Below are 26,722 nucleotides of genomic sequence, written 5' to 3'. Positions count from 1 at the left end.
CAGGATCCCGGCGGCGCGTGTACATCGATGCTGTATTCTCGTGCTCGCCAACGACGGAAAGGGAGCCGATGAGCGACCCGCGGATTGCAGTGCTCGGTGCCGGAGCGAACGGTGCCTCGATCGGAGCGGACCTCACGGCGGCCGGCCGCGACGTGGTGCTCATCGAGCAATGGCCGGCGCACGTGGAGGCGATGCGCGCCGATGGCCTGCGCATCCTCTCGCCCGAGGGGGAACTGCACGTGCGGCCCCGCACGATGCACCTGTGCGAGGTCGCCGAACTCAAGCAGGAGTTCGACGTCGTGCTCATGCTCATGAAGGCCTACGACTCCCGCTGGGCTGCCGAGCTGGTGCGCCCCTACCTCGCCGCGGACGGGCTGATGGTCGGCGTGCAGAACGGCATGACCGCCCAGACCGTGGAGTCGGTCGTCGGCGCCGAGCGCACCGTCGGTGCCGTGATCGAGTGTTCGGCGACCATGGACGAGCCGGGCGTCGTGCACCGCCACACCGGCGTGCCCCGATCCTGGTTCGCCGTCGGCGCCCTGCCGGGCGGGCCCGTCGATCGCGCCGAGGAGGTTGCCGCGCTGCTGCGCCACTCCGGCACCGTGCAGCGCTTCGACGACATCCAGGCCGCGAAGTGGATGAAGCTCGTCAGCAACAGCACGCTGCTGGTCACCTCGGCGATCCTCGGGTTGCCCATGCTGGATGCACTGCAGACTCCCGGCTACCGGGAGGTCATGGTCGCGGCGGGCAACGAGGCGCTCGCCGTGGGCGTGGCGCTGGGGCATCCCGTGCTGCCCATCTTCGGGCTCACCGAGCAGGAGATCGCGAACCCCGACGAGGTCGTGGAGATCATGACCGACAAGCTGTTCGCCGGTTTCGTCGTGCCGGGCGCGACGACCACCGTGCTGCAGGACTGGGAGAAGGGTCGGCACAGCGAGGTCGACGATCTGAACGGTCACGTGGTCGCGCGCGGGCTCGAGGTGGGGGTGGCCACCCCCGTCAACGCGGCGGTCGTGCAGCTCGCCCACCGCATCGAGCACGGCGAGCTGCACCCGGACCCCTCCCTGCTGGCGGAGATGGCCCGGGCGCTCGTCTGAACTACGGCAGGGTGAGCAGCAGGCCTACGTGCTTCGGCGCGTGCGCGACGGCTACCGGCCCCAGCCGTCCGGCGGCGTCAGGCGTCCCTCGCTGAAGTGCCAGTACTCGCGCAGTTCACGGCAGAGACCGTTCTCGTCGAATCGCAGCAGGAACTCGCCGGCGAGGGTGACCTCGACGCCGCCGTTGAGCATGGTGACCCACCACTCGACGGCGGCGCGGTCGCCCTGCACGACCGGGGTGCCGGTGAGCATTGTCACCTCGTCCTGGGTCGAGGTCACCCGCGTCCAGTACGCGTGCACGCCGTCCTGCCCGCGGGCGGCCTCGGAGTACGGGGTCTCGCGGTAGCTCGCGTCCGCCGTGAAGAGTGCCGCTGCGGCATCCGCGTCGCGGCTCTCCCATGCCCTGCGGTAGCCATCGATCCATTCGTCAACAGTGAGTGACATGACTCGCCCGTCCTCTCGTTCTCATATCGGGTCGCCGGGTGTGCGGCATGGTCGTGCTCGCCCAGAACTCAGCGTCGGCGGTACTTCGACCACGCGTCGAAGCCGACGGCGACGAGGATGATCGTGCCGAGCGCGATCCCCTGGAACAGCGGATCGACCCGCAGCAGGGTGAAGCCGTTGTAGAGCATCGCGATGAACAGGATGCCGAGCACGGTGCGCCAGACGGCCCCTTCGCCGCCGAGGATGGACGTGCCGCCGACCACGATGCCGGCGAGCACCGTGAACGTGAGCGTGGTCGCGATCGCGTCGTTCTCCGGCACCGACGGCGTGCGTGCGAGGTCGAGCACGCCCGCGATGCCCGCTGCGAGGCCGGCGAGGGCGAAGGTGGAGATGCGCACCAGGTTCACCCGGATGCCCGCGAGCCGTGCCGCCTCCGCGTTGCCGCCCGCCGCGTAGATGTAGCGGCCGAAGGTGGTGCGCCACAGCACGACGCCCAGGATCACCAGGATCACGAAGGCGATCCAGGTGGGAAGCGAGATGCCCAGGGGCTCGGTCGTCGCGAGCCAGCGGAACTCGGGCACGTCGACGCGGATCTGCCCGACGCCCTGCTTGCCGAACTGGGAGACGAGCTTCGTCGCGCCCAGGATGATGAAGCTCATGGCCAGCGTCGCGATCAGCGCATTGATCTTCAGGTAGGTGATGATCAGGCCGTTCGCGATGCCGACGAGCAGGCCCGCGAGCACGCCGGCGGCGATGCCCAGCCCGGCACCGGCGACGCCGCCGACCTTGACGATGATCGTGCCGCAGATCACCGCGGTGAACATGTAGGTGGCACCGATCGACAGGTCGATGCCGCCCGCGATGAGCACGAGGGTGCTCGCCGCCGCGATGATGAGGATGCCCGACTGCCGGTCGAGCACGTTGCCGATGTTCTGGAAGCTCAGGAACGCCGGGCTGCCGATCGACAGCGCGATGAAGACCGCCAGGAACGGAACGACGATCGCGACGGAGCGCCACGGGATGCGCTGCACGAAGTTGCGCGACGCGATGCCGGTTGCGGGGGTCTGGAGTGAGGTGTCGTTGCTCATGATGCTCGGGTGTTCTCCGTCGTGATCGGATCCGCGAAGGCCGCGGTGATGATGTTCTCCTCGGTCATGTTCTCGCCCGAGAACTCGGCGACGACGCGGCCGCCGCGGATCACCAGGATCCGGTGCGCCAGGCCGAGCACCTCCTCGACGTCGGAGGAGATGACCAGCACGCCGATGCCCTGTGCCGCCTGGTCGACGATGAGGTCGTAGATGGCGCGGCGCGAGCCGACATCGACGCCGCGCGTCGGTTCGTCGGCGATCAGCACCTTCCGGGGGCGCTGTAGCGCGCGTGCGAAGAGCACCTTCTGCTGGTTGCCGCCGGAGAGGGCGTTGACGTTCCTGCGGTCGTCGCCGGCCACGGTCACCCGATCGAGCATGTCGCGCGCCTGACGCCGCTCGCGGGCCGGCCGCAACCAGCCGCCGGTGGCGACCTGGCCGAGATTCGACAGCGTCACGTTCTGGCGGATGGGTCGTCCGAGCACGAGCCCCTGCTCCTTGCGCGACTCGGGGATGAGGAAGATGCCGTTGTCGAGCGCGGCGGGAACCGACGCGCCGCACTCGCGGCCCGCGACCTCGACGGTTCCACCCGAGCGTCGCGCCGATCCGTAGATGGCGTGCGCGATCTCGCTGCGCCCGGCGCCGACGAGGCCGGCGAGGCCGACGATCTCCCCGGCGCGGATGGAGAGCGAGACGCCGTTCACGCCCGGCCCGACGAGGTCGGTGACCGTGAGCACCTCTTCCCCGTCATGCGGGGTCGGCGGCTTGGGCGGGAACACCGAGCCGAGCGTGCGGCCGAGCATCCCCTCGATCAGGGTCGACTCGGTCTCGTCGGCGGCCGGCGCCGTGCGGATCAGTCGGCCGTCGCGCAGGATCGTGACGGTGTCGCAGAGCTCGAGCACCTCCGACAGGAAGTGCGAGATCAGCAGCACCGTATGGCCGGATGCCGCGAGCTGACGCACCACGCCGTGCAGGAGCTCGGTGTCGTGCGCCGAGAGCGCGGCGGTCGGCTCATCTATGATGATGAGCGACGCCCCACGCGCGAGGGCGCGGAGGATCTCCACCTTCTGCTGGTCGGCGGTGCGCAGCGACCCCACCGGTGTGTCGGGGTCGAGCGTGAAGCCGGTGCGCTTGGCCAGTTCGACGTAGGCCTTGCGCAGCTTGCGGCGGCTCACCCAGCCGGCAGTGCGGGGCTCGCGTCCGAGGAAGACGTTCTCCGCGACGGAGAGTCCGGGCACGAGAGCGAGTTCCTGCGCGATGGTCGCGATGCCGCGGTCGAGCGCCTCGCGCGGGGTGCTGAAGCTCACTTCCTCACCGTCGACGAGGAGCACGCCGGTGTCGGCGGTGTAGATGCCCGCGATGATCTTGCTGAGCGTCGACTTGCCGGCGCCGTTCTCACCGACCAGCGCGTGCACCGAGCCGGGCTCGAGCCGCAGGTCGATGTCGCTGAGCACGGGCAGGCCGCCGAAGGACTTGCCGACGCCCCGCAGCTCGATAACGTGCTGCGGGGCGTCGGACGATGCCGTATGGGGCATTGTGTTTAGCCGGCCCACTCGCCGGTGAACTGGTCGGCGGTGTCCTTGGTGATGACGCCGTTGTTCGGGAAGTCCGCGAACGGGTCGACATCGCCGTGGTTGTTGCCGTTGCGCAGCGCGTCGATGAGCGCCTCCATGCCGAGTCGGCCCGTCGTGGCCGGCGCCATCAGTACGTCGGCGAACACGGTGCCGTCGGCGACGTGCTCCTGGCCCCAGACCGATCCGCCGTACCCGACCAGCAGGTAGTCGGTCAGCGACTTGCCGGCCGCCTCGATCGCGAGGGCCGCGCCCTGCAGTCCCTGGTCAGACGTGACGATCGCGTCGATGTCCGGGTTGGCGGTCAGGATGTCGGCGACGGCAGTCTGCGCGGCCGCCGGGTTCCAGAAGGTCTCGCCCTCGGCGACGACCTTGACGGGGGTGCCGGCCGTGACCTCGTTGAAGGCGTCCCACAGCGCGATGCTCACCGCGGAGGTCTTCAGGTCGTGCAGGTACGCCACGTTGCACGGGTCGAGGTTCTGCGACGCGCACGCGGCGACCGTCTCCTTGCCGAACTTCTCTCCGAGGATCGAACCGACGAACACGACGTTCGCGGAGAGGCCCTCGAGCTGCGTCGCGCCGCTCGTGAAGTCGTCGCCGAGGATCTGGTCGATGTTGACGACCGTGATGCCCGCGTCGATGGCTTCCTTCACGACGTCGTAGATCGCGGGGCCGTAGATCGGCTGCACGATCATGCCGTCGTACTGGCCCGAGGCGATCACGTCTTCGATCAGCGTGCCCTGGGTGGCGGGGTCGAGGTTGCCGTCGAACACCGTCAGTTCGGCGTTGTTCGCGTCGGCGACCTTCTGGGCCTCCGCGAGCATCGGCTCGTCGTAGGTGTTGGCGACCGCGAACGAGATGTACGCGATCTGGAGGGTCTCCTCGGACGAGGAGTCCCCGCCGTCGGACGCGGGGGTGGAGCAGGCTGCGAGTGCGAATGCCGCGGTGGCCGCGGCCGCGATGGCCAACGGGCGCCGGAACCGCACGGACTGTGATTGCCTCATGGTGATTTCTCCTTTGAAACCGCAACTGAACCAGAGATCGTCAGCGATCCCGGCTGGTACTTTCAAGCGTCACTATACAACCCGTGCACTCCGAGTGAAATATGAACAGCGAGCCTGCTGCGTCGCTCAGCCCTTCCAGACCGTCTTGAGGTTGCAGAACTCCCTGATGCCCGCGGCCGCGAGCTCGCGCCCGTAGCCCGAGTCCTTGATGCCGCCGAACGGCAGCTCGGGGTAGGAGATGGTCATGCCGTTGATGAACACGGCGCCGGCATCGAGAGAGTTCACGAAGAACTCCTCGTCGTCGGCATCCGTCGTCCAGACCGCGGAACTGAGGCCGAAGGTGGTCTGGTTGGCGATGTCGCGCGCCTCTTCACGGCTCTCGACGCGATAGAGGGATGCGACGGGCCCGAAGGCCTCCTCGAGCACGAGCCGCATGCCGTCGTGGAGGTCGGCGATCAGGGTGGGCTCGTAGAACCACCCGGGCCGCTCGGGGGCGCGTCCGCCGGTGAGCACCGTCGCGCCGTGCTTCACGGCGTCGTCCACGAGCTCGGCCAGTTCGTCACGGCCGGACTCGGTGGCCAGCGGGCCGACCTGGGTCGCGGCATCCATGGGGTCACCGACGACCAGGGCCTTGAGCTTCTCGGCGAACAGGCCGGCGAACTGGTCGTAGACGTCGGCGTGCACGATGAAGCGCTTGCCGGCGATGCACGACTGGCCGTTGTTCTGCACGCGTGCGGTGACGGCGGTGGTGACGGCCTTCTCCAGGTCGGCCGAGGGCATGACGATGAACGGGTCGGAGCCGCCCAGCTCGAGCACGGCCTTCTTGATCTGCCCGCCCGCATTGGCGGCGACCTCGCGGCCGGCCGGCTCGGAACCGGTGAGCGTCACGGCCTTGACCCGCCTGTCCTGGATCACGGCGGCGACCTCGCGCGACCCGATCAGCAGCGTCGAGAACGCGCCGGCCGGGAACCCGCCGCGCTCGAAGAGCGTGTCGAGGTAGAGCGCGGACTGCGGAACGTTGGAGGCGTGCTTGAGCAGGCCGGAGTTGCCGGCCATGAGGGCGGGTGCCGCGAAGCGGATGACCTGCCACAGCGGGTAGTTCCACGGCATGACGGCGAGCACGGCGCCGAGCGGCTGGTAGACGGCGTAGGCGGCGGAGGCGTTGACCTTCGACGGATCGTCGAGCGGTTCGTCGGCGAGGAATCCCTCGGCGTGCTCGGCGTAGAAGCGCATGCCCTTCACGCACTTGAGGGCCTCGGCCTTCGCCTGCGCGAGGGGCTTTCCCATCTCGGTGGTCATGATGACGGCGATGTCGTCGGCGTCGGCCTCGAGCAGGTCGGCGGCAGCGCGCATCCAGGCTGCACGCTCGGCGAACGAGGTCTGCCGCATGGCCTTCGTCGCGGCATCCGCAAGGGCGATGCGACGTTCGACCTCGGCGGCGTCGTGCGCCTCGAAGGTCTTCTCCGTGACGCCGGTGGCGGGATTGATGGTGGCGATGGCCATGGTGCTCCTTCGTGGGTTGGGCTCTCCTAGGCGGAGAAGACCTCGGGGTGCCGGGCGAGTTCGAGTCGCGTGCGCCGGATGTGCCCGGTGAGCACGCGCTCGGACTCGTCGAGGTCGCGGCGGCGGATCGCCGAGACCAGAAGATGGTGTTCGAGGTGCACGCTGCGGTCGCCCTCGGTGCGGAAGACGCGCATGAACGCGCGACGGTAGTGCTGGGTGCGGTTCCAGAGCCGCAGCACGGTGTCGCCGAGCACGCTCGTCTCGGCAACGGCATAGCTCGAGAGATGGAACTCGCGGTCGAGCGCGATGAAGTCCTCGAGGTCGTTCGCGCCCTCCATGACGGTCGCGAGCCGCTCGAGCTCGTCGATCTGCTGCTCGCTGAGCAGCGGAACGTTGTAGCGCAGCAGCAGTGGCTCGATGCGCTCGCGCATCTGGTACATCTCCTCGCACTCGGCAAGGCTGAGGCTGGAGACCCAGGCCCCCGTGTTCGCGACCAGGGTGACCAGACCCTCGCCTTCGAGCATCCGCAGCGCCTCGCGCACCGGCAGCCGGCTCGCGCCGTGGAGGTCCGCCAGATCGTCCTGGCGGATGCGGGCACCCGGCTCGTACTCGCCGGACAGGATCGCGCGCCGCAGCCCGTCGGCGATGCGAACGCCGGCGGCCCCGTGGCGGGCGGGCGCGACGTCGGTCATGGTCACCATTCTGCGGGATGCCCGGGGTGCCAGAGTTTGACCTCGGCCCCCGATTCGTAGGCTTTGCCGCCCGGGAAGCTCACGAGCTCGAACTGCATGCCCCACGGGCTGCGGAAGTACAGCCAGCGCTGGCCCGCCGCTGGCCCCGCACTGGCGGTGGGCTCACCCATGATCTCGACGTCGTGCGCGCGCAGGTGCGCGATCGCGGCATCCATGTCGTCGACGTAGATCGCCAGGTGATGACCGCCGATGTCGCTGTTGCGCGGTTGCGGCGCCTGGCCGTCGGCGGCCTCGTACTTGAAGGTCTCGATGTTGCTGCCGTTGCCGAGCCGGTAGAAGCGGATCTCGCGGATCACGGTGCGCGGATGCACGCCCAGCGTCACCTGCATCCAGTCGTCGTCGGCCTGCTTCGGGCCGAGCGTGTAGATGTGCTGGGCGCCGAGCACGTCGACGAGAAAGCGCTCGGCCTCATCGAGATCCGGCACGGTGATGCCGATGTGGTCGATGCCTCGCATGCCTGGCAGTCCACTCATCACCGTCTCCTTCGACTCGAAGCTTGATTGGATACATTCTGGCGCCGAGCGCCGGGAAAATCCAGTGCATCTCGCAATACAGCATTGAATTGGAAACAATCCTGGGGTACCGTACTGCCATGCCCCGACAGCGACGTCTCGAAACCGGAGTGGAGTGGATCGAGCTCTCGACCACCGCCACCGACTGGAAAGCGGCCGACCCCGCCCTGCTGGGCACCATGCTCGCCCAGCTGCATCTGATCCGCGCGTTCGAGGAGACGGTGCTCGAACTCGCCGGCGAGGGCCTCGTGCACGGCCCCGCCCACTCCAGCATCGGTCAGGAGGGCGGTGCGGTCGGTTCCATCGTCGGTCTGCGATCGACGGATGCCGTCAACGGCTCGCACCGCGGCCACCACCAGTTCCTCGCCAAGGCCATCAACCACGTCACCGGCGGCGCGATCGATCCCGCCGCCGACGTCTCGGCCGATGTGCAGGAGGTGCTGCAGCGCACCCTCGCCGAGATCCTCGGTCTCGCCCAGGGCTACTGCCGCGGTCGCGGCGGCTCGATGCACCTGCAGTGGTTCGAGGCGGGCGCGCTCGGCACGAACGCGATCGTCGGCGGTGGCGCACCGATGGCGGCAGGCAACGCCTGGGCGCAGAAGCACTCGGGCGCCACCGACCTCACGATCAACTACTTCGGCGACGGCGCATCCCAGATCGGCTCGGTGCTCGAGGCGATGAACCTCGCCGCCACCTGGAAGCTCCCCGTGTGCTTCTTCATCGAGAACAACCTCTATGCCGTCTCGACCAAGGCCGACGAGGCCTCGGCCGATCCGCGGTTCTCGGTTCGGGCGCAGGGCTTCGGCATCCGTGCCTGGCGCGTCGATGGCATGGACCCGCTCGCGGTGTACCTCGCAATGGAACAGGCCGCCGAGCACATGCGTTCCGGCCAGGGCCCCGCGGTCGTCGAGGCCGAGGTCTACCGCTTCTTCCACCAGAACGGCCCGTACCCGGGCAGCGCCTTCGGCTACCGCACCAAGGAGGAGGAGGCAGCGTGGCGTGCCCGCGACCCCCTCGACCGCATGGCGCGCGAGATGATCAAGCTCGGTCTGATCGACGAGGCCGGCGTCGCGGCGTTGCGCGCCCGAGCGCAGGCGGCGATGACCGCGGCCATCGCCGAGCTGCTCGAAGCCGATCCCGACCAGCAGGGCAAGCGTCGCATCCGGCCGGACCTGTGGCCCGACCCCGGATTCGTCAACGTCGGCGTGCGCGGGGACGGCAGCGAGCTGGCGAGCCTGACCGTGGCCGACCCGCTGGACCACACGGGCGAGTGGCGCGAGACGAAGTTCGTCGACGCCGTCGCCGGGGTCATGGAGCGACGCATGGAGGTCGACGACCGCATCGTCGTGATGGGCGAGGACGTGCACCGCCTCGCCGGCGGCACGAACGGCGCGACCAAGGGCCTGGCCAAGAAGTTCGGCCCGGAACGCGTGCTCGGCACCCCGATCAGCGAGAACGCCTTCACCGGACTCGCGGGCGGGCTCGCCCTCGACGGCCGCTACCGTCCCGTGGTCGAGTTCATGTATCCCGACTTCATGTGGGTCGCCGCCGACCAGGTGTTCAACCAGGTCGGCAAGGCGCGGCACATGTTCGGTGGCGACAACCCGGTGCCATTCGTGCTGCGCACCAAGGTGGCGATGGGCTCGGGCTACGGCTCCCAGCACCTGATGGATCCCGCGGGCATCTTCGCGACCGCGCCCGGGTGGCGCATCGTCGCGCCCTCGACCGCTGCGGACTACGTGGGACTCATGAACGCGGCCCTCGCGCTCGACGACCCGGTGCTCGTCATCGAGCACGTCGACCTCTACAACACGGCCGACAGGGTGCCGGCCGGCGACCTCGACTACATCCTGCCGCCCGGCAAGGCGGCGCTGCGCCGCACGGGCGACGACGTGACGATCATCAGCTACCTCTCGATGGTTGCGCATTCCATCGAGGCGATCGACCAGACCGGCGTCTCCGCCGACCTCATCGACCTGCGCTGGCTCGACCGCGCCTCGATCGACTGGGACACCATCGGCGAGTCCATCAAGAAGACCAACGCCGTGCTCATCGTCGAACAGGGTGCACGCGGCACCTCCTACGGCGGCTGGCTCGCCGACGAGATCCAGCGGCGCTACTTCGACTGGCTCGACCAGCCGATCGAGCGCGTCTCGGGAGGGGAGGCATCCCCGAGCATCTCCAAGGTGCTCGAGCGTGCGGCGATCGCCCGCACCGAGGAGGTCGTCGCCGGCATCGAGACGATCCGTCGCGGAATGGGAGCACGCTGATGGCCACCGTCGTGCGCATGCCCGCCGCGCTCGCGGGGGCCACCGAGGGTGCCATCCAGACTTGGCTCACCGAGGTCGGTTCGTCGATCGCAGTCGGTGAGCCGCTCGCCGAGATCGAGACTGAGAAGGCCGTGGTCGAGTACGCCGCCGAGACCGGCGGCACGGTCGGGCGCCTGCTCGCCGAGCCGGGCAAGAACATCGAGGTCGGCGCGCCGATCGCCGTCATCCTGGCCACGGGGGAGGGGGATGACGCGCTCGACGCCGCCCTCGCCGCCGCGGGTGTCGGCGCCGCCGCCGAGCCCCCCGCCGCCTCTCCGGCCCCCGCGCCGGAGCCCACCGTCACCGCGGCCCCCGCCGCGCCGGAGCCGGAGACGGCACCCGAACCCGACGCCGCCGCTGCGAGCGGCGGTCGTCACTTCGCGAGCCCCATCGTGCGGCGACTGGCTCGCGAGCGCGGCATCGCGCTCGAGCAGCTCGTCGGCACCGGACCGGGCGGCCGCATCGTGCGCCGCGACCTCGAGGCAGCACCGGCACCCCAGCCGAAGGCCGCACCTGCGCCGGCAGCGCCGGCCGAGGGCGGCTACACCGATGTGCCGCTGACGGGGATGCGTCGCGCGATCGCGCGCCGACTCACCGAGAGCAAGACCACGGTGCCGCACTTCTACGTCACCGCGCACTGCAGGGTCGACAAGCTGCTCGCATTGCGGGCGGAGATCAACCAGACCGCTCCGCGCAAGATCTCCGTCAACGACTTCGTGCTGAAGGCGGTGGCGGGGGCGCTCATGCGCGTGCCCGCGGCGAACGCGATCTGGCTCGGCGACGGCATCCGCCGGTTCGACCATGTCGATCTCGCGGTCGCCGTCGCGATCGACGGCGGGCTGCTCACCCCGGTGGTGCGCGGCGTCGACTCGCTCTCGCTCGGCGCGGTCGCGGCCTCGGTCGTCGATCTCGCGGAGCGCGCGCGTGCCGGTCGGTTGCAGCAGCACGAGCTCGAGGGCGGCAGCTTCTCGGTCTCCAACCTGGGCATGTACGGCGTCGACGAGTTCTCGGCGATCCTCAACCCGCCGCAGTCGGGCATCCTCGCGGTCAGCGCGGCCAAGCAGCAGCCGGTCGTCGAGAACGGCGAGCTCGCCGTCGGCACGGTCATGACCGTCACGCTCTCCGCCGATCACCGGGTGATCGACGGCGCGGTCGCGGCCGAGTGGATGGCGGCGTTCGTCGCCCTGATCGAGAACCCCCTGGGGATGCTGCTCTAGGCCTTGGCCCCCTTGGCCCCATTGCCCCCCTTGGCCCCCTTGGCTTCATTCAGGAGGTTGTGAGGCTGGTGGGGTCGTTGAGGCGCGAGTGACCTCACGAGCCGCCGAGAGCACCACTGGCCACGCGATCTCCTGAATTACGGCCGTGTTCCACAGCCCCGGGGGATCCACCGATCCGACCCACGGGCGCATCGGCACCCTGCTTCGGCGCGATGCTCTCTGCATGCGAGACCCGGCCTCGGTGGTCAGAAGTGTCGGTGGGGTCGCGACCCGGCAGCAGCTGATCGCGGCAGGGATCGACGGCTACGCGATCACCCGTGCCGTTCGCAACGGATCCGTGCGACGGGTGCGGCAGGCTCGGTACGTCGTACCGGAGACGTCGCACGCCGCCGTCGTGGCCGCACGGGTCGGCGGTCGGCTCGCCGGTCCGACCGCCGCACAGAGCTACGGCCTCTGGGGTGGCTTCTCGCGCATCATCCACGTCGTGGTCGGTGATCATTCGTCGCGGTTGCGCACGGCGGTGCCGCCGAGCTTCACGACCTCGGTCTGGTCTGACCGGCCCCGCGCGCGCATCCGCCTGCACTGGATGCGCGACGGCGCGGTGCCGGAACTCGGTCCTGAATGCTGGCGCGTGGATCTCGCCACCGCGCTTCGGCAGACGGTGCGATGGTGCGACCAGGAGACCGCACTCGCCTGTCTGGACTCCGCGCTGACCAAGCTGCACATCACCCGACCGGTATTGCTCGGGATGTTCGCGCGCGAGCCTGCTCGCTCGCGTCGCCTTGCCGCGCTCGCGACGGTCGGCGCGGAATCCGGAATCGAGTCCCTGGCCTGTCGTCGGCTGCGGCGCCTCGGGCTCTCGATCGTGCAGCAGGCCGAGGTCTCCGGCGCCGGACGCGTCGACATGGTCATCGACGGGTGGCTGGTGGTCGAGGTCGACGGCCGCACCTATCACCAGGATCCCGACGCGTTCGAGGAGGACCGACGGCGGGACGCCGAACTCGTGGCACGCGGTTACACCGTCATCCGCTTGAGCTATCTGCGCGTGGCGTCCGATTGGGCCTGGTGCGAGCGGGTGGTGCTCGCGGCGCTGGCGCAGCGCTGAACGCGCCCCCTCATCCCCCGCCGCCTGGCAACATTCAGGAGCTCGTGTGACCGGAGGGTGAATCGGCGCGTTGCGTGGTCTGCCGCACCCACGTCAGCCACACCCACCACAGAGCCTCCTGAATGATGCGAGGTGGCGAGCGACGCTGCCTAGTCCGTCAGCGCGAAGCGGGCGTGCAGCCGCTTCATCCAGCGTGGTGACCACCACATGATGCGGCGCTGCCACGTCATCAGGGCCGGCACCAGCAGGCAGCGTACGAGGGTGGCGTCGAGCAGCACGGCGACCGCGAGGGCGGTGCCCAGCTGCTTGATCACCATGAGGTCGCCGGTGGCGAAGCCGGCGAAGACGACGATGATGATGAGCGCGGCGGAGGAGATGATGCGGCCGGAGCGCTGCAGGCCCAGCGCGATGGCCTCCTCGTCGCTGGCTCCGGCGTCTTTGAGCTCCTTCACGCGGGAGAGGATGAACAGCTCGTAGTCCATCGCGAGCCCGAAGCCGAACGCGAACGTGAGCACCAGCACGAGCACGTCGACACCGTGCACGTCGGCGGCGTTGAACCCCATCATCCCGGCGAAGTTGCCCTGCTCGAAGCCCCAGACGAGCACGCCGATCGAGGCGCCGAGCGAGAGCGCGCTCGCAATGAGCGCCTTGATCGGGATGACCACGCTCCCGGTCATCAGAAACAGCAGCACGAACGTGCCGAGGGCGACGATGAGCACGGCGAGCGGCACCCCGCGCAGGAGCGCCTGCGAGAGATCGAGGGTACGGGCATCCGTGCCGGTCACCCAGGCCGGGAAGTCCGGGCGCTCGGCCCGGATCCGCTCCACGAGCGGGATGCCGTCGGCCGGGTCGACCCGCACGTTCACCCGCCAGCCGTCCCCGGCCGCCACCGGGGGAGCGACGGACTGCACCGCGGGCAGCGACTGCACCTGCTCGGCCCAGGCGACCGCATCCGCCTCGGTCTCGGTGACGAGGGCCACCCGTGGCGAGGCGGCCTGCGGGAAGTGCTCGCGCAGGGTGTCGACGAAGGCGTACTGGGTGGAGCTCTGCGGCAGCGCATCGACGCTCGTGTTCGCCAGCCGCAGGCTCGCCAGGGGACTGCCGAGCAGCACGAGCACCGCGGCGCAGGCGATGGTGATGAGCGCGGGGTGCCGCTGCACACGCCGCGTGAGCCGGGAGAAGAACCCCTCGGCGGGCGCCACATCGCCGAACCGGCTCAGCACCCGCCCGAGACCGGGGATGCGGGTGAGCGCGCCGGGACGCGCCAGTCGCGGACCGGCGAGCGCGAGCAGCGCGGGCACGAGCGTGATCGCGGAGGCGATCGCCAGCGCGGTGACCGCGAGCGCGCCGAGACCGACCGCGCGCATCAGGCGCGGTTCGAACGCGAGCAGGCTCAGCGACGCGATCGCGAAGGTGATACCCGAGTAGGTGACGGTGCGTCCCGCGCTCGCCGCGGTGCGCGCGATCGCCTCGATGAGGTGCTCCCGGTGTACGGAGGGGGACGATGCCCCGAGCTCCGCCCGGTACTCCTCCCGGAACCGGCTCACCATCAGCAGGCCGTAGTCGATCGACAGCCCCAGCCCGACGGCGGTGACCACGTTGACGACGGTCGTGTCGATGTCGGTGACAAAGGTGAAGCCGAACAGCACCCCGAGCCCGCCGACGATGGAGACGACGGCGCCGACGAGCGGGATGCCCGCCGCCAGGAAACCGCCGAACACCACGAGCATCACCAGCAGTGCGATCGGGAGCGCGACGGACTCGCCGCGCCGCAGGTCCTGCTCGGAGATGGCGATGATCGAGCTCACCAGCAGGGAGGTGCCGCCGACCTCCGCGGTGGCGTTCGGGAACTCCTCGCGCAGCTGCGTCGCTGTGGCCTCGAGCTCGGTCTGCAGTGCGTCCCGCTCGTCCTCGTCGGGCGCGCCGCCATCCACCCCCGTGACCGTGCCGGTGATGAGGAACCCGTCGCCGTCCTCCGCGAAGAGCGGGGCGAGGGCCGGCAGCGGGCTGCCGTCCGGCAGGCGCGGGGCCGCGAGCGGGTCGAGCAGCTCGGTATGGTCGAGGGCGGCCACGCGATCGGCGAGGTCGGCGGTGATGGCGATGGCCGTGGCATCCGTCGGGTCCACACCGACCAGGGCCAACGAGAGGGACTGCGCCTGCTCACCGGTGCCGGCCAGGAGGTCGTCGGCGTCGGTGCTCTCGCCACGTGCGGTCGGCGCCGCGCTGTCGAGCCGGTCGAAGAGGCTCTCGCCCCCGATGCCGGAGAGCGCGGTGAGGATCGAGACCGCCAGCACCACGGCCCAGGCCGCGATCGTGACGAACGGATGCCGCGCCGCGAGCCGACTCGTGGCCGCGAGGGCACCGGTCGGCTCCGTGGGGGTCACGGCCTAGACCTTACTGCGCCAGTCGTCTTCCTCGGGCTCCGGCGCGGTGATGACCGAGATCGGTGCCGTGAACGTGCCGGTCGGCGGGTTGATCATCGTCGCCTCGTCGCGCCGGTGCCGCAGCACCGTGTCGATGTAGCTCGACACCGCCTCGGCGAGCGGGATGTCGCGGTGCTCGTTCTGCGAGAGGTACCAGCGGTGATCGAGCAGCTGGTGGAAGATCTCGGCGGGTTCGAGCTTGCCCTTGAGCTCCTTCGGGATCGCGCGGATCACGGGCTCGAACACTCGCGCGGTCCACTCGTGGGCGACGACCTCCTCGTCGAGGTCCTGCTTCTCGAACGCGGCGCGGTAGGAGTCCAGGTCGTTGAGCAGGCGCCGGGCCTGGTTCTCCTGCGCGTCGAGTCCGGTCAGTCGCAGCAGGCGTCGTGAGTGATGCCCGGCATCCACCACCTTCGGCTGGATGCGCACCTGCGTGCCGGTCTCGTCCGTCTTGATGGCGAGCTCCTCGATGTCGAACCCGAGGTCGTTCAGGCGCTCGACCCGCTGGTTGATGCGCCAGCGCTCGGACTGATCGAACTCCTCGGAGCCGGTGAGCTCCTTCCAGAGCGTGCGATAGCGGGCGACGATGCCGTTGGCGATCTCGACCGGGTCGATGTGCTCCTCGAGTCGGCCGCCGGCCTGCAGGTCGAGCAGCTCGCCCGCGATGTTGATGCGACCGATCTCGAGGTCGTTCTCGCGCTGTCCGTCGGAGAGCCCGTCGTAGATCGTGCCGGTCTCGGCGTCGACGAGGTAGGCGGCGAACGCCCCGGCATCGCGGCGGAACAGGGTGTTGGAGAGCGAGACGTCGCCCCAGAAGAAGCCGGAGATGTGCAGGCGCACGAGCAGCACCGCGAGCGCGTCGACGAGCCGGGTGGCCGTCTCCGGCCGCAGACTCTGCGAGTACACCGCCCGATACGGCAGCGAGAACCGCAGGTGGCGGGTGACCAGCACGGACTCGAGCGGCTCGCCCGCGTCATCCGTGCGGTTCGTGATCACGGCCACCGGCTCGACGCAGGGCAGATCGAGGCGCTGCAGCGCGCGAAGCGTGTCGTACTCCCGCCGGGCGAGCTCCGCCGAGGTCTCCTTGATCGCCACGACATAACCACTCAGGTTCACGAAGCGCACGAGGTGACGCGAGATGCCCTTGGGCAGGGTGGCGATCGAATCCTCCGGCCACACGTCGAGCGGGAGGTTCCACGGCAGGTCGAGCAGGGCCGGGTCGACGGTTGCCGCCGTGATGTTCAGTGAACCGGCCATCGTGCTCCTTAACGGTGATCGGGCTTGCCGAGATCCGATCTCGACAAGCCCGATCGTCGAGTGACTACGCCGCGGCGATCGCCTTCTTGGTCAGGCGCAGGCCGGACTCGGAGTCGAACACGTGGATGTGGTTCGGCTCCGGCGTGATGACGACCTTGTCGCCGGCGTCGGGGTGCGAGCGGCCATCGACGCGCACGACGATGTCGACGCGGTTGCCTTCGATATCGGTGTGGCCGTAGAGGTAGCCGTCGGCGCCGAGCTCCTCGACGACATCCACCTCGACGGGCAGGCCGTCGCCGGTCTTCGAGACCTTCACGTCCTCGGGACGCACGCCGATCGTGACCTTCTTGGCCTTGGTCTCGCCCAGGGTCTCGCGGTCGACCTTCGCCACCGCGGTGCCGAACTTCAGGCCGCCGTCGACGACCTCGGCGTCGAACAGGTTCATCGCGGGGCTGCCGATGAAGCCAGCGACGAACACGTTCTGCGGGGCCTCGTAGAGGTCGCGCGGGGTGCCGACCTGCTGCAGGATGCCGTCCTTAAGCACCGCGATGCGGTCACCCATGGTCAGCGCCTCGGTCTGGTCGTGCGTGACGTAGACGGTGGTGACGCCGAGGCGGCGCTGCAGCGAGGCGATCTGGGTGCGGGTCTGCACGCGCAGCTTGGCGTCGAGGTTCGACAGCGGCTCGTCCATGAGGAACACCTGCGGCTGGCGCACGATCGCGCGGCCCATGGCGACGCGCTGACGCTGACCGCCGGAGAGCGCCTTCGGCTTGCGACCGAGGTAGGGCTCCAGGTCGAGCAGCTTGGCGGCCTCGAGCACGCGGGTGGCGCGCTCCTCCTTGTTGACGCCGGCGATCTTGAGCGCGAAGCCCATGTTCTCGGCGACCGTCATGTGCGGGTAGAGGGCGTAGTTCTGGAAGACCATCGCGATGTCGCGATCCTTCGGGGGCACGTCCGTGACATCCCTGTCACCGATCAGGATGCGGCCGCTGTTGACCTCTTCGAGGCCAGCGAGCATGCGCAGGGTGGTGGACTTTCCGCAACCGGAGGGGCCGACGAGCACGAGGAACTCGCCGTCGGCGACCTCGAGATCGATCTGGTCGACGGCCGGTCGGGTGGATCCCGGGTAGAGCCGGGTGGCCTTGTCGAACGTGACTGATGCCATGACTATTACTGCTCCTTCACCGGCAGGTACGTGCCGGACGATCCGTAGTGAATGGAATGCGGTGCCCCGAGAGGACACCAACGAACAGTATGGCACTCCCGCGCATCGCGCGCTGAGCCGGGTACGGCCCGCATTCAGCCCGAGCATGGGGGATTCCCAGCCGATTGCTCATAGAATTCCCAAGGCGCACGCGTCGTGCGCGCCCTCACGACACAGCAGACGAGGTTCGATTGAGTTCCGACAGCCGCCTGACCAAGAACGAGCGCCGCGATGCCGCGCGCGAGAAGGCTCGCATCCTGCGCGAAGAGCAGAGGAAGAAGGATCGCCGCACGAAGGTGCTGCTGCAGGGCGGCATCATCCTGGCCTCGCTCGCGATCGTCGCCGTGATCGCCCTCGTGATCTTCAACTCGGTGCGGCCGGCCGGCCCCGGCCCCGCGAACATGGCCAGTGACGGCATCCAGCTCACCAAGGGCGCGGTCGCGACGGAGACCCCCGCGCTCGCCGCGGGCGAAGACCCGGTGCCCCATGAGCGCGATGAGGCCGCAGGCGTGCTCGATATCCAGATGTACGTCGACTACCTCTGCCCGATCTGCGGCTCCTTCGAGCAGACCAACGGCGAGTACATCTCGAGCCTGCTCGACAACGGCAACACGACCGTGGAGATCCACCCGATCGCGATCCTCGACCGCGCGTCGCAGGGCACGAAGTACTCCACTCGCTCCGCCAATGCCGCAGCGTGCGTCGCGGATTCGTCGCCGAGCCAGTTCTATGCGTTCCACAACCTGCTGTTCGCCAACCAGCCCGCGGAGAACACGACGGGACTCAGCGACGACGAGCTCGTCGCCCTGACGACGGAGGCCGGCGTCGAGAACGCGGACGACATCGCCACGTGCATCCGCGACCAGCAGTTCAAGAACTGGGTCGGTAGTGCCACGGCTCGGGCCCTCAACGGCCCGATCCCGAACTCGAACGTCGACAAGGTGCAGGGCACCCCGACCGTGATCGTCAACGGCGTCAAGTACGAGGGCGCCGTCAACGACCTCGCGTCGTTCCAGGCCTTCGTCGTGCAGGTCGCCGGCAGCTCGTTCGTCGAGAACTCGACGCCGACCCCGACCCCCACGCCGACCCCGTAGCATTCGGCCGTTCAGCCTCGGGCGCCCGCCGGTCTCGGTTGGGCGCCCGAGTCGTTTGCGGGCCGTTCGTCTGGCGTCCGCACCGGCCCGATGTGGACAACGTTTACATCGGCCAGTAGCGTCGGTGGCATGACCAGGCTTCGTGTGCACAGCCTCGCCGTCTCGCTCGACGGATTCGCCACCGGTGAGAACCCCGCGGTCGACGCGCCGTTCGGCCACGCGGGTGACAGGCTGATGCGCTGGTTCTTTTCCACGCGCACGTTCGTGAGCATGACCGGCCACGACGACGAGGCGGTCGGGGGCGGCACGATGGGTGTCGATGACGTGTTCGCGGCGGCGACCGGCGTCGGCATCGGCGCGGAGATCATGGGGCGCGGCAAGTTCGGCCCGCAGACGGGGCCGTGGCAGGACGAGTCGTGGCGTGGCTGGTGGGGCGAGGAGCCGCCATTCCACTCGCCCGTCGTCGTGCTGACCCACCACGAACGCCCCGACCTGGTGATGGGGGAGACGACCTTCCTGTTCCGGGATGCCACGCCCCACGAGGCGCTCGCACTCGCGACCGAGCTGGCCGGCGGCCTCGATGTGCGGCTCGGCGGCGGACCGACCGTCGTTCGGGAGTTCCTTGATGCGGACCTCGTCGACCACCTGCATGTCGTCGTCGTGCCGATCCTGCTCGGCCGCGGCGTGCGCGTCTGGGACGGGCAGGAGGGCCTCGAGCAACGATTCGACGTGGAGGCGACGGCGTCGCCGTCCGGCGTCGTGCACTACGTCTTCAACCGCAAGGCCGTCGAAGGAGAGTCATGACCACCGATCTGCATTACCTGATCTCGTTCCCGAGCGCCGCGATGGTCGTTCGACCGGAGGAGTTCGACGACGTGGTACGAGACTCGCACGCCGTCATCCAGGAGGCGAAGGATGCCGGCGTGTACGTCTTCGGCGGCGGCATCGACGAGTCCGTCGAGCCCGTGCGCGTCTCCGCCGACGGCACCGTGACGCCCGGCCCCTACCCCGAGTTCAGCGGGCTGGCCGGCGGACACACGGTGCTCAGGTTGCCGTCGCGCGAGGCCGCGGTGGAGTGGGCGGCGAAGATCGCCGCCGCGTGCCGGTGCCCGCAGGAGCTGCGGGTGTTCGGGTACGACCCGGAGTCCTGAGCCGCGCCGTCAGCCTCGGGTCGCGCGATCATGCACGGTCACGTGATAGCCGTCGAGATCCTGGAAGACGAAGGTCGTGCCGAACGGGCCCTCGAAGGGCGGCTGCACCACCACGGCGCCCGTGGCGACGAGCCTGGCGTGCAGCGCCACGGCGTCGGGATCGTGCAGCCACAACGCGACGCCCAGGCCGAGAGGGCCGGCATCCAGGTCCACGCCTGGCGCGGGGTCGCGAACCGCGAAAGCGGGCTGCGTGTCGAAGACGACCGCATGCGGCGGCGAGAACGGGGCGCGGCTGAGCCCCACGGCATCCTCGTAGAAGGTGGCGGCGCGCTCGAGGTCGCGCACCTGGAGGGCGATGAAGTCTGGGCCGGTCACGGTCACGATGTGCTCCTATGTCAGGTTACTTACATCCACTGTATGTCAGAATACTGACATGAGCAAGGCTTCGGCATCGATCGGATACGCACTCAAGCACGCGCAGTCGCTGCTCCACCTGCGCATGGAGGAGGCGCTGAGCCCGCTCGGGCTCACGGTTTCGCACTACTCCTGTCTGCACCATTTGCGTCGCGAACCCGGCATCTCGGCCGCGGTGCTCGCTCGGCGTACCTTCGTGACCCGGCAGTCGATGAACGTCATGCTGCAACAGCTCATCGACCGCGGCCTCGTCGCGCGGCCCACCCAGGCCGACGGCGGGCGCGCCCTGCCCGCCGTGCTGACGTCTGAGGGCGTCCATGCCTTGGATGCCGCGCAGGCGCTCGTCGACGAGGTCGAGCAGCGGATGCTGTCGGGCCTGACCGCGGGGGAGCGCGAAGCGCTGGCCGGCGGACTCGCGGCGTGCATCGGCGCGCTCGGCGAGTGAGTTGGCAGGCACGGCGCCGGTCTCGACCTCGCTCGACCACCGGCGAGATGGAGCCCCCTGTCGGATTCGAACCGACGACCTGCGCTTTACAAGAGCGCTGCTCTGGCCAGCTGAGCTAAGGGGGCGTGGACTGGTCCATAGTAGCCAAGTGAGTTCTTCCGCCGTGCCCGAGCACCATTCGCCCCTCGCCGTCAGCCTCGCCATGATCGGCGCCGTAGTGTGCGGCGGCCTCGTCGCGGCGCAGTCCCGCATCAACGGGCAACTGGGTCGGGAACTCGGCGACGGCTATCTCGCCGCGGTGATCTCGTTCGGATCCGGGTTCTTGATCATGGTGGTGATCGTGCTCGTCATTCCCGGGGCACGCCGCGGCGTCGCGACGATCGTCGACCGCATCCGCACTGGCAGCACGCCCTGGTGGTACGCGGCCGGCGGCGCCGCGGGCGGGCTGTTCGTGCTCTCGCAGGGGCTCACCGCGGCGATCCTCGGCGTCGCGCTGTTCACCGTCGCCACGATCGCGGGTCAGACCATCAGCGGTCTGCTCGTCGACCGACGCGGGCTCGGCACAATGGCGCCGAAGCCGGTGACGGCATCCCGCATCGTCGGTGCCGTGCTCGCGGTGCTCGCCGTCGCGCTCGCCGTGTCCCCGCAGATCCGCGGTGGGGTCGAGTGGTGGGTGCTCGCGCTGCCGCTGGCCGCCGGTCTCGGTCTCGGTTGGCAGCAGGCGGTCAACGGTCAGGTGCGCGAGATCAGCGGCTCGGCGCTCACCGCGACCTTCTTCAACTTCATGGTGGGGGCGCTGCTGCTGGCGATCGTGTTCGCGGTGCACGCGCTCGTCGCGTGGCAGCCGGTGACGTTCCCGACCAACCCGCTGCTGTATGTGGGCGGCGTCAACGGCATCCTCTTCGTCGCCGGCTACGCGATCGTGGTGCGCTTCACCGGCGTGCTGCTGCTCGGGCTCGGCGCGATCGCCGGTCAGCTGGCGGCGTCGCTGGTGTTCGATCTGGTGCTCCCGGTGGCGGGGCATCCCGTCGAATGGACGACCATCGTCGGCACCGTGGTCACCTTCGTCGCTATCGGGATCGCGTCGCTGCCCCGAGCGCGCCGAGGTGGCGTTCCAGGCTGAGCGGCTTGCGCTTCTCGGGCTTGGACCGCTCGGGCTTGCCGCCCACGTAGAGCCACCCCATCAGGCGCTCGTGCTTGCCCAGGCCGTGCAGCTTGGCGACCTTCTTGTCGCGCGTGAGCTCCCCGGTGCGCCACATCACGCCCCAGCCCGCCTCGTCGAGCAGCAGGCTCAGCACGTGCGCGACACCGGATGCCACGGCATCCTGCTCCCACCCCGCGACCTTGCCGCTGGGTCGTCGCGACGCGACGACCGCGATGACGAGCGGCGCGCGCAGCGGCTTGGCGGCCGAACCGCCGCGCTTGGCGAACACCGCACCGAGCCGCTCGCGATCCTCGCCGCGCAGTTCGATGAGCCGCCACGGTCGCAGGGCGCCGTGGTCGGCGACGCTCGCGGCCGCCTCGACGAGCCGCGCGAGCTCGTCGTGCGTGGGTGCGGCATCCGTCACCCGCGGGTACGAGTGACGGGCGCCGACGGCCTCGAACGCGGAGATCACTGCTCCTTGAAGTCGAGGGAGAGCGAGTTCATGCAGTAGCGCAGACCGGTGGGGGTGCCGTAGCCGTCGTCGAAGACGTGGCCGAGGTGTCCGCCGCAGTTCGCGCAGCGCACCTCGGTGCGCACCATGCCGAGGCTCGTGTCCTCGATCAGCTCGACGGCATCCGGGTTCACGGAGTCGTAGAAGCTCGGCCAGCCGCAGCCGGAGTCGAACTTGGTGCCGCTCTTGAACAGCTCGGCGCCGCAGGCCGCGCACGCGTAGAGGCCGGCGCGCGACTCGTCGAGCAGTTCGCCGGTCCAGGCGCGCTCGGTGGCGGCCTGGCGCAGGATCGCGTAGCGCTCCTCGCCGAGTTCCTCGCGCCACTGGTCTTCGGTCTTCTCGACCGTGTACTTCTTGGTGCTCTTGTCAGTGCTCTGGGGGGTGCTCATGGCAACTCCTGTTCGTGGTCTCGTCTCATTCAACCAGCGAGTGGGCGCGGATGTTCCACGGATCATGTAAGGATTGCCTTACCAAACCTTTGACATTCATGCCTGCTCCGCCATAGGTTCGAAGTTAGCTAAGCCTTAGCTAACTTTCCGTTCGTTTGCGCGAACAACAGCACAGCAGGAGCATCCGTGAAGAAGACTGTCCTCACCCGAATTCGAACCAGATGGGGGGCGGCGGCGGTCGCCGTACTCATCGGGTTCGCGAGCGTCACCGCGGCGACATCCGCCACCGCACTGCCATTGCGTGCGGACGGCGAGAGCGTCGAGGTGCTCGTCGAGCCGACCGCGACACCGGAGGCGCCGGCGGAAGAGCCCGCCGAGGAGCTCGCGGCCGAGCCGACGACGGAACCGACCGCCGAGCCGACCGCCGAGCCGACCGAGGAGCCGACCACGGAGCCTGCGACCGAGCCCGTCGAAGAGCCCGCGACAGACGAGGCGCCCGAGGCGCTCGTGCCGTCGGCCGACCTCTTTGCGGCCTCGCGGATGCTCTCGACGATGTCGACGTCGGCGACCGACGGCAGCGTCGCTGATGCGACGCTGTCCTGGGGCATCAAGACCTCCTTCACGAACTACATCTCGGGCCCGATCGCGCACGGCGGCTGGACCGTCGCCGGCAACGTGAGCTCCAGCACCCCCTTCGCCTGGACGGGCGGCGAGGGTTCGGCGGATGTCGCGGCCGACACCGGCTCGGTGCTCTACGACGGCAGCATCCACTTCACGGGCCACGGCGGCCTGCTCGATCTGACGTTCTCCGACTTCCGCGTCGAGCGCACCGGACCCACGACCGGCAGCATCGTGGTGGATGCGGTCTACACGGAGATGTCGAACCCCGGTGTGTTCATTCCAGCGGATGACGTCGTGCTCGCAACGCTCGACCTCTCGTCCGGCACCGAGACTTCCACGAGCGAGTCCGTCGCGTTCAGCGGCGTGCCCGCCGTGCTCACGGCCGACGGTGCCGCCGCCTTCGCGGGCTTCTACAGCGCCGGGGCCGCACTCGATGCCGTCTCGTTCGAGTGGCCAGTCGAAGCCGCCGCCGCCACCCCGACGATCACCGTCAGCCCGTCGACCAACCTCGACCGCACAGGTCAGACCGTCACCGTGACCGGTTCGGGATACGCGGGCACGAAGGCGATCTACGTCACCATGTGCGAGGACCGGGAGCTGTCGACCGTGTCGTTCGCGATGCTGACGACGAGCTCGTGCCTGTCGACCTCCTCGGCGCGCCTCGTCACACCGAGCCCAACCTCTGCGACTCAGGTGAAGATGGAGGCGAACGGCACCTTCAGCTTCGAGTACGCCGTGCCCGCCGCGGCATCCTCGTTCACCGCCCCGGCATTCTTCACGTTGATGAACCACACGGGCATGACGGACCGCACGCAGGACGCGAAGCGTGTGGTCGCGTTCGCCGGCACCACGACGCCGACCGACCCGGGCACGCCGACGAATCCCGGCACGCCGACCACGCCCACGACGCCGCCCACCGCGGGCGTCTCGCTCGGCGTGACCCCGTCATCCGTCGACCGGTCGGTGAGCAACACCTTCCGGATCTCGGGTTCGGGATACACCGGTGCCGGCGCCGCGAACGGCGTCTACGTCTCGATCGGTTCGTCTTCGGTGTGGCAGCCGGGACGGGTGCCATCCGAATCCGGCTGGCTCGCGACCGTGTGGGTGCAGCCCGGCAGCATCTCGGGCGGCGCCTTCTCGACCTCGATCACCATCCCCGCGAACGCCTTCGTCGCCGGTGGCGACTACGGGGTTGCGACCTTCGCCGCTCACGGTCTCGCACTGACGAACCGCTCGCTCGACGCCTGGAGCCCGATCAGCCTCGGTGGGGCCACCGGGCCGGCGAGCGTCGGCTCGAGCGTCCGTTCCCCGGCCGCAGCGCCCCCGCAGACCGACGGCATCGCCGCGGTCGACGCGGACGAGTTCACCGAGGGTCAGCGGTACACCTTCACGGCCGAGGGGTTCCAGCCCAACGAGTCCGGCATCCTCGTCGTGCTCTACTCCACGCCCACGGTGATCGACCGCGCAGCCACGGCGGACCAGAATGGTGTCGTGACCTGGACCGGAAAGCTGCCCTACGGGCTCAGCGGCGACCACACCCTCACCTTCCAGGGCTCGGTGAGCCGCGGGCTCGCCCTGCAGATCCAGCCGATGGAGACCCAGGGCTGCACGGTCGAGGCCTCGAGCCTCACCTGGGGCTTCAAGGAGTCGTTCCGCAGCTATATCAGCGGCTCGATCGCGAACGGGGAGTGGACCGTCGCCGACGGCGCGACCTACGAGACGCCCAACTTCGGCTGGGCAGATGGCGAGGGTCACTACGACCCCGCGACCGGTGAAGGCGTGCTCGCCTTCCAGGGCTCGATCGAGTTCACCGGCCACGGCGGCATCCTCGACACCACCGTCGCCAACCCGGTGATCGAGTTCGTCGACGCGGACTCCGCGGTGCTGCTGCTCGACGTGAGCGGCACGACGCAGGAGGGCACCCCGGTCGAGGCGGCCGGCGTCGAGTTCGCCGGCATCGACCTCGCGTCCGCCACGGTGACGCAGGACGGCGCGGTGCTCACGGTGACGGATGCCCCGGCCACCCTCTCCGCGCCGGGCGCCGCCGCATTCGGCACCTACCCCGCCGGCGAGGAGCTCGACCCGCTGACGTTCACCATCACCCTCGATGGAGCCTGCGCGACGACGTCGGCGCCCGTCGAGGTGGATCCCGAGAACACGGCCGCGACCGGCCCCGACCTCGGCTGGCTGGCCTGGCTCATCGTCGGCATCGTCGTCGTCGGCGCGGCCGCCGGTGTGCTGATCTGGCGGATGCGGGCGCGCAAGGCCTGACCGCGACACGAAGGGCCCGGCGGATCGCGTCCGCCGGGCCCTTCGTCGTGCGGGGACTACTGCCCGGGTGCGTAGATCGCGCGTGCGAGGGCGTCGAGCACGTCGGCCGTGCGCGGGCCGAAGCTCAGGATCTCGCCGTCCGCCATGTCGACGAAGCGGCGGTGCTGCCCGGCCGCCGTCAGCGCGATCGCCGGCTTGGACTCGAGCAGCCCGTCGACCCCGCCGACGCTGGCGAGGCCATCCGTCATCACCAGGATGAGCTCGGGGTCGGCGGCGATCATGGCCTCGTCGGTCATGGGGCGCATGCCGTCCAGGCCGATCTCGGCCGCGACATCCAGGCCGCCGAGGGCGTCGATGAGCACGTCGGCACCCGACTCGGCGCCGAACAGGTAGTAGACGCCGGAGCTGCCGCGCAGATAGAGGAAGAGCATGCGCAGTGGTTCGCCCGCGGGCAGGATGGCGGCGATCTCGGCGACCTTCGCCTCGATGCCGGCGACGAGTTCAGCGGCCAGCACCTCGCCGGCGGCCGGCGCGCCGAGCGCCGCGGCGACCTGCACCGCGAGTTCCCCGACGCCGGCGATCGACGGGTCGGTGTCGACGAACACCACCGGGATGCCCGCATCGCGCAGCTGCTTCACGACGTCGATGGGCCCGATACTGCCGTCGGTGATCACGACGGTCGGTCGCAGCGCGAGGATCGCCTCGTTGTTCACGGTGTGGCCGCCGGAGGTGACCACCGGAAGCTCCTCAGTGCCCGGGAACGTCGTCGAGATGTCACGTCCGACGACGGAGTCACCGAAGCCGAGCCCGAACACCGTCGCCGCGATCGAGCCCGAGATGTCCATCGGCAGGATGCGCTCGGTCGACTTCACGGTCACCTCGGTGTCGCCGTCCAGGTCGTGGGATGCCACGGTCACCGGCAACTGTTGGGTCGGCGTCTCGGCGGGCACCGCGATGGCGGCATTCGCCAGCGTCGCGGTCGACTCGCCGACGTGGGAGCGCGGGTCCGTCAGTACCTCGAGTTCGCTCAGCGGCACGGTCGGGTCGTTCGTCACGCTCGGGCTCGGGGTGGTGTGCGGCGCGACGCCGCCGCATCCGACGAGCAGCAGGGTCGCGGCGAGCGCGATGGCGGTGGCGGTGCGGGTAACCATGGTTAGGCAATCCTAAGCTGTGGATGTCACGACCTTCCCGCGCGGGTC

The 26,722-nt window shown here is 69.5% G+C and carries 24 protein-coding genes and 1 tRNA gene; 10 read left to right on the top strand and 15 right to left on the bottom strand.

The window, feature by feature from the left end; translation table 11 throughout:
• Positions 1-68 precede the first annotated feature (68 nt).
• On the top strand, positions 69-1,097 hold the full coding sequence (locus PYV02_RS03770; RefSeq protein ID WP_275756339.1) for a ketopantoate reductase family protein: 1,029 nt from the start codon (positions 69-71) through the stop codon (positions 1,095-1,097).
• 51 nt (positions 1,098-1,148) lie between these two features.
• Here PYV02_RS03770 and PYV02_RS03765 read toward each other — a convergent pair whose 3' ends face one another.
• From PYV02_RS03765 to PYV02_RS03735, 7 genes are all read right to left on the bottom strand, one after another.
• On the bottom strand, positions 1,149-1,541 hold the full coding sequence (locus tag PYV02_RS03765) for a nuclear transport factor 2 family protein (RefSeq protein ID WP_275756337.1): 393 nt from the start codon (positions 1,539-1,541) through the stop codon (positions 1,149-1,151).
• A 68-nt stretch (positions 1,542-1,609) separates the two neighbouring features.
• Complete coding sequence (locus PYV02_RS03760) at positions 1,610-2,629, bottom strand: ABC transporter permease (protein WP_275756335.1); 1,020 nt, start codon at positions 2,627-2,629, stop codon at positions 1,610-1,612.
• Positions 2,626-4,161 carry a sugar ABC transporter ATP-binding protein gene (locus PYV02_RS03755; protein ID WP_275756334.1) on the bottom strand — a complete coding sequence of 512 codons (1,536 nt, stop codon included), beginning with the start codon at positions 4,159-4,161 and terminating at the stop codon, positions 2,626-2,628. The genes PYV02_RS03760 and PYV02_RS03755 overlap by 4 nt, the downstream gene beginning before the upstream one ends.
• A gap of 5 nt (positions 4,162-4,166) precedes the next feature.
• Positions 4,167-5,201, bottom strand: a complete 1,035-nt coding sequence (locus PYV02_RS03750; protein ID WP_275756332.1) for a sugar ABC transporter substrate-binding protein — start codon at positions 5,199-5,201, stop codon at positions 4,167-4,169.
• A 126-nt stretch (positions 5,202-5,327) separates the two neighbouring features.
• The gene (locus PYV02_RS03745) at positions 5,328-6,704 is read right to left on the bottom strand and encodes an NADP-dependent succinic semialdehyde dehydrogenase (RefSeq protein WP_275756330.1); all 1,377 of its coding nucleotides are present in this window, start codon (positions 6,702-6,704) and stop codon (positions 5,328-5,330) included.
• A gap of 26 nt (positions 6,705-6,730) precedes the next feature.
• Positions 6,731-7,396, bottom strand: coding sequence for a GntR family transcriptional regulator (locus PYV02_RS03740; protein WP_275756328.1), 666 nt, complete (start codon positions 7,394-7,396; stop codon positions 6,731-6,733).
• 2 nt (positions 7,397-7,398) lie between these two features.
• Entirely contained in the window at positions 7,399-7,929 is a 531-nt protein-coding gene (locus PYV02_RS03735; protein WP_275756326.1) for a VOC family protein, read from the bottom strand.
• Between the two features lie 119 nt (positions 7,930-8,048).
• Here PYV02_RS03735 and PYV02_RS03730 point away from each other — a divergent pair, with 119 nt between their 5' ends.
• The 3 genes from PYV02_RS03730 (at position 8,049) to PYV02_RS03720 (ending at position 12,599) form a co-directional block, all read left to right on the top strand.
• A complete protein-coding gene (locus PYV02_RS03730; RefSeq protein ID WP_275756323.1) occupies positions 8,049-10,238 on the top strand; it encodes an alpha-ketoacid dehydrogenase subunit alpha/beta in 2,190 nt (729 codons plus the stop codon).
• Entirely contained in the window at positions 10,238-11,494 is a 1,257-nt protein-coding gene (locus tag PYV02_RS03725) for a dihydrolipoamide acetyltransferase family protein (RefSeq protein WP_275756321.1), read from the top strand. Before PYV02_RS03730 ends, PYV02_RS03725 begins: the two co-directional genes overlap by 1 nt.
• Before the next feature lie 223 nt (positions 11,495-11,717).
• Positions 11,718-12,599: a type IV toxin-antitoxin system AbiEi family antitoxin domain-containing protein gene (locus PYV02_RS03720; RefSeq protein ID WP_275756319.1), complete on the top strand. Its 882-nt coding sequence runs from the start codon at positions 11,718-11,720 to the stop codon at positions 12,597-12,599.
• 149 nt (positions 12,600-12,748) lie between these two features.
• On the opposite strand, the gene PYV02_RS03715 is transcribed toward PYV02_RS03720, so the two are convergent.
• The 3 genes from PYV02_RS03715 to PYV02_RS03705 form a co-directional block, all read right to left on the bottom strand.
• A complete protein-coding gene (locus PYV02_RS03715; RefSeq protein WP_275756318.1) occupies positions 12,749-14,983 on the bottom strand; it encodes an MMPL family transporter in 2,235 nt (744 codons plus the stop codon).
• A gap of 3 nt (positions 14,984-14,986) precedes the next feature.
• Positions 14,987-16,279: a DUF4032 domain-containing protein gene (locus PYV02_RS03710; protein ID WP_275756316.1), complete on the bottom strand. Its 1,293-nt coding sequence runs from the start codon at positions 16,277-16,279 to the stop codon at positions 14,987-14,989.
• A 64-nt stretch (positions 16,280-16,343) separates the two neighbouring features.
• Positions 16,344-17,444 (bottom strand): ABC transporter ATP-binding protein, encoded by a 1,101-nt coding sequence (locus PYV02_RS03705; protein ID WP_275756314.1) that lies wholly within the window; start codon positions 17,442-17,444, stop codon positions 16,344-16,346.
• 230 nt (positions 17,445-17,674) lie between these two features.
• On the opposite strand from PYV02_RS03705, the gene PYV02_RS03700 reads away from it, so the two are divergent.
• From PYV02_RS03700 to PYV02_RS03690, 3 genes are all read left to right on the top strand, one after another.
• On the top strand, positions 17,675-18,577 hold the full coding sequence (locus PYV02_RS03700) for a DsbA family protein (RefSeq protein WP_275756312.1): 903 nt from the start codon (positions 17,675-17,677) through the stop codon (positions 18,575-18,577).
• Between the two features lie 129 nt (positions 18,578-18,706).
• A complete protein-coding gene (locus PYV02_RS03695) occupies positions 18,707-19,381 on the top strand; it encodes a dihydrofolate reductase family protein (protein ID WP_275756310.1) in 675 nt (224 codons plus the stop codon).
• Positions 19,378-19,728 carry a YciI family protein gene (locus PYV02_RS03690; protein ID WP_275756308.1) on the top strand — a complete coding sequence of 117 codons (351 nt, stop codon included), beginning with the start codon at positions 19,378-19,380 and terminating at the stop codon, positions 19,726-19,728. Before PYV02_RS03695 ends, PYV02_RS03690 begins: the two co-directional genes overlap by 4 nt.
• 9 nt (positions 19,729-19,737) lie before the next feature.
• Here the strand turns inward: PYV02_RS03690 and PYV02_RS03685 are convergent, their stop codons facing one another.
• Positions 19,738-20,112 (bottom strand): VOC family protein, encoded by a 375-nt coding sequence (locus PYV02_RS03685; RefSeq protein ID WP_420833595.1) that lies wholly within the window; start codon positions 20,110-20,112, stop codon positions 19,738-19,740.
• Positions 20,113-20,161: 49 nt separating this feature from the next.
• On the opposite strand from PYV02_RS03685, the gene PYV02_RS03680 reads away from it, so the two are divergent.
• On the top strand, positions 20,162-20,587 hold the full coding sequence (locus PYV02_RS03680; protein WP_275756304.1) for a MarR family winged helix-turn-helix transcriptional regulator: 426 nt from the start codon (positions 20,162-20,164) through the stop codon (positions 20,585-20,587).
• A gap of 48 nt (positions 20,588-20,635) precedes the next feature.
• Here PYV02_RS03680 and PYV02_RS03675 read toward each other — a convergent pair.
• Positions 20,636-20,712 (bottom strand) — tRNA-Thr (locus PYV02_RS03675).
• A 23-nt stretch (positions 20,713-20,735) separates the two neighbouring features.
• On the opposite strand from PYV02_RS03675, the gene PYV02_RS03670 reads away from it, so the two are divergent.
• Positions 20,736-21,710, top strand: coding sequence for a DMT family transporter (locus PYV02_RS03670; protein WP_275756302.1), 975 nt, complete (start codon positions 20,736-20,738; stop codon positions 21,708-21,710).
• Here PYV02_RS03670 and PYV02_RS03665 read toward each other — a convergent pair.
• Positions 21,658-22,200 (bottom strand): nitroreductase family protein, encoded by a 543-nt coding sequence (locus PYV02_RS03665; protein WP_275756973.1) that lies wholly within the window; start codon positions 22,198-22,200, stop codon positions 21,658-21,660. The two genes, PYV02_RS03670 and PYV02_RS03665, sit on opposite strands and share 53 nt — an antisense overlap.
• A complete protein-coding gene (gene msrB / locus PYV02_RS03660) occupies positions 22,200-22,631 on the bottom strand; it encodes a peptide-methionine (R)-S-oxide reductase MsrB (RefSeq protein ID WP_275756300.1) in 432 nt (143 codons plus the stop codon). Before msrB ends, PYV02_RS03665 begins: the two co-directional genes overlap by 1 nt.
• 186 nt (positions 22,632-22,817) lie before the next feature.
• Between msrB and PYV02_RS03655 the strand changes: the two genes are divergently transcribed.
• The gene (locus PYV02_RS03655; RefSeq protein ID WP_275756299.1) at positions 22,818-25,523 is read left to right on the top strand and encodes an HtaA domain-containing protein; all 2,706 of its coding nucleotides are present in this window, start codon (positions 22,818-22,820) and stop codon (positions 25,521-25,523) included.
• Between the two features lie 56 nt (positions 25,524-25,579).
• On the opposite strand, the gene PYV02_RS03650 is transcribed toward PYV02_RS03655, so the two are convergent.
• On the bottom strand, positions 25,580-26,674 hold the full coding sequence (locus PYV02_RS03650; RefSeq protein WP_275756297.1) for a heme/hemin ABC transporter substrate-binding protein: 1,095 nt from the start codon (positions 26,672-26,674) through the stop codon (positions 25,580-25,582).
• Positions 26,675-26,722: the final 48 nt, after the last annotated feature.

Source organism: Antiquaquibacter metalliresistens (assembly GCF_029211225.1).
Taxonomy (GTDB): Bacteria; Actinomycetota; Actinomycetes; order Actinomycetales; family Microbacteriaceae; genus Rhodoglobus; species Rhodoglobus metalliresistens.
This window is presented reverse-complemented; position numbering and strand designations above follow the sequence as displayed.